This window comes from Phaeobacter sp. SYSU ZJ3003 (assembly GCF_041300735.1).
In the GTDB taxonomy this organism is placed as follows: Bacteria; Pseudomonadota; Alphaproteobacteria; order Rhodobacterales; family Rhodobacteraceae; genus Phycobacter; species Phycobacter gallaeciensis_A.
In genome coordinates, this window is record NZ_PXNU01000092.1 from 1 (window position 1) to 7619 (window position 7619).

Below are 7619 nucleotides of genomic sequence, written 5' to 3' on the forward strand. Positions count from 1 at the left end.
TCCCGTTTTGTGAATCTGCGCCCAACCTATCCGGTTCGCGCAACCTCCTGCATGGAAACTTCTATGAAGCAGACTCGGATTTCCGCTACGGGGCTGAGACCCCGGACAATCCCGCCACCACCATGCGCGTGCTGGCCATCATACTGGCGCGCGACTGGTAGAAGGGCAGGGGACTCCCCTCCTGACACCCCAGGCGATGAAGGCCCACTGACCCCTCAAAGGGAAAGTGGGCCTTTTGTCGTGGTGATCCCTGAAGACGGGGATTGGCCGCGCATGTGAATGCGCGGGCCACACCTCACCCACCTGGAAGGATATCCCATGACCACAAGCTTTGCCCCTCTCACCGTTGCCATCGGCGATCTTGTCGCCCACCCCGCCAATGTGCGCAGCAACTCCCCGGAAACCTATGACCCCGAAAACATCGCCCATCTGAAGGCCAGTATCGCTGTGCTGGGCCTGCTCCAGCCGCTTCTGGTTCAGAATCTTGACGGCAAATATGCTGTCCTCGCCGGTGGCCGGCGCCATGCAGCCCTGAAGGAGCTGATAGCTGACAAGGCCAGCAAGGGATTCACGGCGAAAACCAAGGTGGACTGCCGCCTTGTCCCTGAGGAGTGCGACGTCACCACGGCGCTGTCGCTCGCCGAGAACATCACCCAGGCACCGATGAATGCCATCGACGAGTTCGAGGCCTTCGCCCGGATGATGGAGGTCGACGGCCAGACGCCCGAGACGATCGCAAAGACCTTCGGCGCCACGGTGGCGGCCGTGAAAGGCCGGTTGCGCTATGGCCTTATCCACCCCGACATCCGCGCCGCGGCCCGGGGCAAGGTGATCACGCTCGACACGATGAAAGCCTTCGCCGAGCACCCGAGCCAGGAGGCGCAGCGCGAGGTCTTCGAGGCGCTCACAAAAGACGGCGGCTATCTGCAGGCCTACACGGTCCGTCAGGCGCTCAAATCCCGCGGGGTGCAAGTCAAAGATGATATTGGGGCTTTCGTGCGCGAAGACTACGAGGCGCGTGGCGGTGCTGTCGCGGCTGACCTTCTTGAAGAGCATTCCGTGCTTGAGGATGCGGCGCTGGTCGAGACCATCTTGCTCGAGAAGCTCGGTGCTGCTGCCGAAGAGGCCCGCATAAAGCTGGGCTTTGCCTGGGCCGATGCGATGGTCCGCTATGATTACGCGACCATGGCCGACTACGGCCGCGTTTATCCCGGCCAGATCGAGCCTGATGAGGCTGCGCAAAAGCGCATCGATGAGATCACCGCCGAACTCGAGAAACTGCAGCTCGAGATGGAGGATGAGGGGCTCGAGGACGGTGCCTACAACGCGCTTTACGAGCGCGTGGACGCCTTGGAAGAGGAAGCCCGCGACCTGCAGGAGGCCTACAGCGCCGAGGACCTCGCACGGTCTGGGGTGATCGCCTCGTGGCAGGGTGGGCAGATCACGCTCCATGTTGGTCTCGTCCGCCCGGAAGACACCATCAAAGAGGAGGGCGCGCGCGGCTCCTCGGCTAGCCCGACCGGGGAGGAGGCCCCGGACCCGGGCGAAATCACTTATCCAGCCTCACTGGCTGAGGACCTCAAGACCGAGCGAGCCATGGCGCTTGGGGCCGCGATGGCGCTGCATCCGGAAGCCACGCTCGATCTGACGCTCTTCAAGCTGGTCAGTGACGTTCTGGCCAGCGGCATGAGTGTCACGCAGGCGATCAAGATCGATGCCCGCAAGGAATACCGCAGCCATGCCAAGATGGACGAGATCGACGAGACCTCGCTCGAGCAGGTGGCGGCGGCGCATGATGCGCTTGATCTCTCCTGGCTCGATGACACCCGCGCGCCCGCCGATCAGTTCGCGGCGTTTCGCGCGCTGGAGGCCGGCGAGAAGGCCAAGCTCGTGGCCTATGCCACGGCCAGCACCACGCAGTCCTGCTTCGCGCGGGACCGCCAGCGCGACAGCCTGATGCATGCGTTCGAGATCGAGATCATGCCCGACATCCGCGCCCACTGGACGCCGAATGCGGCGCTCTTCAACCGCTTCAAGAAGGCTTGGCTCCTGAAGATCCTCGGCGAGGATCTGGGTCTGGCCCAGGAGGCTGTGACGCTAGCCTCGTCGAGCAAGAAGGAGATCGTCGCTTTCTGCGACAAGCTCTTCGCTGAACCCTTCGCCACGCTCACGGACGCGCAGCGCGCTGCCGTGGGCGCCTGGTGTCCGCCCATGATGCAGACCGCCGGTGTCGCCTTTGATGAGGCGGAGCCCGCTGCGGAAACCCCGGAGCCTGACGGCGACATCGCGCAAGCGGCCTGAGTCCTCACGCGACCCGCGCGTGGACCACGCCGCCCGCGCGGGTCGACCCTCCCACACCCAACGGAAAGACATCCCCATGGCTATTCTCAAGTTCTCTGCCTCCGCTGTTGCGGCGCAAATCGCACATGCGCGTGCCTGCAAAACCTTCCTGCCCAACTGGAACGGGCCCGTGGACAGGCCGGCCCTGATCCTCATCGTCGGCAATGGTGTGCATCTGCGCTCAAACGGCATCGATGGCACGACCACCCGTATCGTTACCACCGAGCAGGCCGATCCCTCCTTCGCCTTCGCCGACGGCATGAACCCGTTTCGGGATACCGACTGGATGGCGCAGCGCCGCATGGCGTTTCGCGATCTGACCGGCCAGTTCTACACTGACATCCTGGATGACGTGCAGGTTCTCATCGACCGGGGGCGGGGGGCCATCCGGCTGGCCACCGATGGTCACAGCATCCGTGTCTTCGTGCGCCGCGCCTCGGACTACCTCATCGGCGGAACCTACGAGGTGCCTTCAGGTCTTGGCGGCACCTTCCGGGTCATCCTCAAGGATGCCTGCGACACCTTCGCGATCGTGCAGAACTGCGGCAATTGCGAGGATTTCGACGCCATGCAGCCCTACCGCGTGCCGCTCGATGCATTGATGGAAATCGATGACCGGAGGGCGGCATAATGGGATGGCTTTTCTACACCGACGGCCGCGTTAAAACCTACGCGGATGAGAAAGCGGAGATTGCTCGGCTGTGCACCTTCGAGGGCGAAAGGCGCAAGACGGAACTGGTCAAAGCCTGCAAGGTCGGCTCCACCTGGTATGCGGCGGCAAGGGTCACCAATCTCGACGGCACCCCTGTCGAGGACGCGACCTATGTGACCGATGCGGATGGCTCCATCACGCTCGGGGCTGTCTTCCTCACCCGATACGATGACGGCTGCTGGGGATACAAGGACATGGAGGAAAGTGCTGGCCCGAACGAGTCTCGTGCTCCCATTGGGCTGATCGAGCTTCTCTCCGACCTGAAAGACCCGGACAGCTACGCCCAGGACTGGCGCCAGCGCTGCCGGGATTGGGCGTCGATTCCAGACTACGAGGAGGGCGACAAGATCAGGCTCGCCACCCCTGTGACGCTCACCGATGGTAGCACCTGCCAGATCGTCACCGCGACGCACTACAGGCGGGGCCGGCAGAAACGCCGCTGCTACCGCATCGAGGAAACCGGTGGGCTCGTACGCCTGTCGAAGGCCTCGCTTGCGGGCTCGGAGCTGCTCAGCTCCGCGAAAGGTGCGGCTAGCCCGGTGCTGGCGGAGTTCCTGGCGGGGCGACATTAGGTCCTGCGCCGGACGGTTCATCGGCCTGCCCGGCGACAGCAGATCCTGCGGCTTGTCTTGACAAGGCAATGCAAATGCATTACCTGTCGTGGACAGCAAAGACCCTTTTTTTCAGGAGATTGCCATGACAGCGCTCGCACAAGATGTCTCGAAACTCACGGATCGGTATCAGACGACCGTGCCGGCGGGTGTGCGCAAACAGCTCAAGTTGGGCAAGGGCGACCAGATTCGTTACTGCACCGAGCCGAGTGGCAGGGTCTATATCGAGCCCGTGCGCAGCGACGAGGAAGATCCCGTGCTCGGAGCCTTTCTCGATTTTGTCGAGGCCGATATCAAGGCGCATCCGGACCGCATTCGGGCGTTCGATGGGGCTTTGCATGACCGTCTTGCAGCACTGGTCGGAGACGTTGACGTCGATCTCGATGCGCCGCTATCGCTCGAGGATGAATGAGCGGCGATAGCGTGCCCGCCCAAGCGCCCCTTGTCGTAAACGGATGGTCGATTTATGCGCATCCGCTCTTTCTGGACCAGCTCGAAGGGCTGACCCTGGAGGTCGAGGCGCGTAAGGCACGCGATCCTAAGACTTGGCGCAAGAAAAACCCCACGAAACGGCTGGCCGCCATCTTCAAGCTGGTCACCGAGGCCATACCGGCAGATCCGGGTGCCGCCGCTTTCCGGCAAGGCGGCACGCTCGGCGATCACCGCAAGCACTGGTTCCGGGCGAAATTCTTCCAGCAGTATCGGCTGTTCTATCGGTTCAACAGCGATGCGAAGGTCATCGTGGTGGCCTGGGTGAACGACGACAAGACCCTGCGCGCCTACGGCAGCAAGACGGATGCCTATGCGACGTTCAAAGGTATGTTGGAAGATGGCAATCCGCCTGACAATTTCGACGCGCTCTTGAAAGAAGCTGCAGCGGCGGACAAGCGGTTCGAGAAATCCCTTGAAGCGGTGCCCGATCGGTAAGTGGGCCAGCTTGCTATGACCCTTTGGCATTATCGTTTACGACGCCACGCTGGAAGATGTAGCATCGGCTAAAAATATGGTCGGAGAAAGCACAATGGACGAAACGGAAAAGGATAGGCAGCACCTCGGGCTAGAGGAGCAATGCGCGCCTGACCTGACGGGGCACCGTTTCCCAATTGCTGTGCACGTTGCAGACATGCCCGATGACCTCGGCAAGCTGCTGGATATCGGGCTCGAGGAGCATTTCCGTGGCGGCTGATGTCAATTCGTATGACGCGTGGTTTCGCGCGAAGGTGCAGGCCGCGCTGGAGGAGGAATGCACGGGAACATCTCAAGTTCAGGTGATGCAGGCCGCACAGGCATTGATTGATGCGAAACGGGAGGTCGAACCCAAGTCCTGACCAAGCCTTGGAGGTCAGCGCGGTCTAACCCAGTCATCCTGAAAAGCGAAAGCGGGCTTTTTGTCCTTTGGAACTCAGACCCTGATCCAAAGGAAAATCCCCATGTCCAAACCCAGAACGGCCAACCCGGCTCTCGCAATCTCCGAAGCCGATCTCGCCTCTGCGCTAGCGCTTATCGGCACAGAGATCCACCACCAACCCCTGCGCAGCTCAGCGCTCGCGCGCGTCATGCGCGAGACGTTTCTTGGCAGCGATGCCGGCGGTGCCTGGGACTGGCGCATGGCATATGACCTGATGCAGGCCGCGGCTGTCCAGGTGCTGCTGCGTGGGAACGGCGTGGCAGGTGACATCGCCGCTGCAAAGCTGCTTGCCTCGCGGCTGCTGACGGAAACCCGCCGGTCAGAGCAGCAGATCCGGCTGCAGCAGTTTTCCACGCCGTTGCCTTTCGCGGCAATGGTCGTGCGGGCGGCAGCCGTTCGCAAGGGCGAGACTTTGCTGGAGCCCTCGGCTGGCACCGGTGCCCTGGCTGCTTTCGCCGCCCGGGCCGGTGCCACGCTTCTGCTCAACGAGATCGACCCCTTTCGCCAGCGCCTCCTGCGCGCGGTTTTCGGCGGCGAGGTCACAGGCCATGACGGCGAGCATATCGATGATCTGCTGCAGACGCCGGTTCTACCCGACGTCGTGGTGATGAATTCGCCCTTCGCCTCCTCGGTCGATCGGTCGCGGGACAAGCACATCGCCGCCAAACATCTCATCGCGGCTGCAAAGCGTCTCGCGCCCGGTGGGCGGCTGGTGGCGATCATGCCGCCGGGGTTCACGCCCGAACGCGATGCCGCGCATTGGTCCCGCGCCTGCGGTCTCCTGACGCCGCGATTGGCGCTGACGATGCCGGGACAGGTCTATCGCAAGCTCGGCACCTCTGTCGAAACCCAGCTCATGGTCTTCGACAAGGTGCAGGAGGGCGGCGAGATGATCCGCGCCACTTTGTGCGATCTGGATGAAGCCCTTCCATTTGTCGATGCCGTGGCCGCAACACGGACCGAGATGAGCCCGGTCCAACGGGTTGAAGCGATCCCTCATGCTCGGCCGACCGTTCGATCATCTGTCCCGCGCAAGACCGCTGCCGGTGTTATCACCGCCCCCACAGCCAGGGCCAATGCCGTCCGTCCGCTCAGCTTCACGAGCCTTCAGACCCCGCGCAACAACATGCCCATCTCGGACATCTATGCGCGCTACCGTCCGCAACGGATCGAGATTGCGGATGCGCAGGAACATCCAACGCCGCTCGTTGAAAGCATCGCCATGGCCTCGGTTGCCCCGCCCATGCCCTCAAATACGGGCAGTGATGACTTGCGCCTGCCCGCACGGTTGATCGAGGAGGGACATCTCTCTGAGGCGCAGCTGGAAACCATCATCATGGCGCATGACGCCCATGGGCGCGACCTGCCGGGTCGGTTCGCGATCGATGACGACCAGACCAAGCTGACGCGCGCCGATGATGACCCGGATACACGTGCCTATCGCCTTGGCTATTTCCTCGGCGACGGCACCGGTTGCGGCAAGGGCCGCGAATGCGCGGGGCTCATTCTCGTGAACTGGCTGGCCGGGCGCAGGAAGGCGATCTGGGTCTCCAAATCCGCCACGCTTATCGAGGACGCGATCCGCGACTGGACCGATCTCGGCGGCTCGCCTGCCGACATCCAGCCACTTTCCAAATGGAAACCGGATCAGCCCGTCCCGATGGGCGACGGAATCCTCTTCGTCACCTACGCCACGCTGCGGTCCGCGGGCAAATGCGGTACCACGCGACTGAGCCAGATCCTCGACTGGATGGGTGAAGACTTCGAAGGCGTCCTCGCTTTTGATGAGGCCCATGCCATGCAGAACGCGGCAGGGTCTGAGCAGGGCAGGGGGGTCAAACCCTCCCAGCAGGGCCTTGCTGGCCTGCGGCTGCAACTGGCAGCACCCCGCGCTCGCGTCTTCTATATCTCGGCCACGGGCGCCACGAGCGTGCACAACCTGGCCTATGCCGCGCGTCTCGGTCTCTGGGGGCAAGGCCCCGAATACCCCTTCCCGAGCCGCGAGAGCTTCGTTTCTGCGATGGAAGCCGGCGGTGTCGCCGCCATGGAGGTGGTTGCCCGCGATCTCAAGACGCTCGGGCTCTACACGGCCCGCGCCCTCAGCTTTGATGGGGTGGAGTATGATGTGCTCGAACACGCGCTCACTCCGGCCCAGATCGAGATCTACGATGCCTATGCGGGAGCCTTCCGCACGATCCACCACAATCTCGAGGCTGCACTGACCGCGACTGGCGTCAATGACGCCTCGGGGGAGACCAATGCCTCGGCCGCACGCGCCTCGGCCAAGTCCCGCTTCGAGAGCACGAAGCAGCGCTTCTTCAACCATCTCCTGATGGGCATGAAAGCCCCGACCATCATCCGCGCGATCAAGGACGATCTGGCAGCGGGCAAGGCTTGCGTCATCCAGGTGGTCTCTACAGGCGAAAGCCTGTTGAAGCGTCGGCTTGAGGCGATGGACCCGGAGGATGAACTCGTCGAGGGTTGTAAATGCTGGATTGAATTTCCCCGGAAGTGCTGGCGCAAATTTCCCCACCTCGCGGGTTCGGCG

9 protein-coding genes are annotated in these 7619 nt (G+C 62.9%); all 9 read left to right on the forward strand.

Annotated features, from left to right (window positions below):
* Positions 1–161, forward strand: a 161-nt coding sequence (locus C6W91_RS20295; RefSeq protein WP_370571505.1) for a DUF3768 domain-containing protein, incomplete at its 5' end; no start/stop codon positions are given.
* Positions 162–318: 157 nt separating this feature from the next.
* Entirely contained in the window at positions 319–2301 is a 1983-nt protein-coding gene (locus C6W91_RS20300) for a ParB/RepB/Spo0J family partition protein (RefSeq protein WP_370571503.1), read from the forward strand.
* A gap of 76 nt (positions 2302–2377) precedes the next feature.
* The gene (locus C6W91_RS20305) at positions 2378–2971 is read left to right on the forward strand and encodes a hypothetical protein (protein ID WP_025042408.1); all 594 of its coding nucleotides are present in this window, start codon (positions 2378–2380) and stop codon (positions 2969–2971) included.
* Positions 2971–3624, forward strand: a complete 654-nt coding sequence (locus C6W91_RS20310; protein WP_274836639.1) for a hypothetical protein — start codon at positions 2971–2973, stop codon at positions 3622–3624. The genes C6W91_RS20305 and C6W91_RS20310 overlap by 1 nt, the downstream gene beginning before the upstream one ends.
* 124 nt (positions 3625–3748) lie before the next feature.
* Positions 3749–4075: a type II toxin-antitoxin system PrlF family antitoxin gene (locus C6W91_RS20315; RefSeq protein ID WP_005668772.1), complete on the forward strand. Its 327-nt coding sequence runs from the start codon at positions 3749–3751 to the stop codon at positions 4073–4075.
* The gene (locus tag C6W91_RS20320) at positions 4072–4590 is read left to right on the forward strand and encodes a type II toxin-antitoxin system YhaV family toxin (protein WP_274836641.1); all 519 of its coding nucleotides are present in this window, start codon (positions 4072–4074) and stop codon (positions 4588–4590) included. Before C6W91_RS20315 ends, C6W91_RS20320 begins: the two co-directional genes overlap by 4 nt.
* A 94-nt stretch (positions 4591–4684) precedes the next feature.
* Positions 4685–4849: a hypothetical protein gene (locus C6W91_RS20325; RefSeq protein WP_009820263.1), complete on the forward strand. Its 165-nt coding sequence runs from the start codon at positions 4685–4687 to the stop codon at positions 4847–4849.
* Positions 4839–4991 carry a hypothetical protein gene (locus tag C6W91_RS20330; RefSeq protein WP_009820264.1) on the forward strand — a complete coding sequence of 51 codons (153 nt, stop codon included), beginning with the start codon at positions 4839–4841 and terminating at the stop codon, positions 4989–4991. The genes C6W91_RS20325 and C6W91_RS20330 overlap by 11 nt, the downstream gene beginning before the upstream one ends.
* A gap of 102 nt (positions 4992–5093) precedes the next feature.
* On the forward strand, positions 5094–7619 hold a 2526-nt coding region (locus tag C6W91_RS20335), incomplete at its 3' end, for a strawberry notch-like NTP hydrolase domain-containing protein (RefSeq protein WP_370571504.1).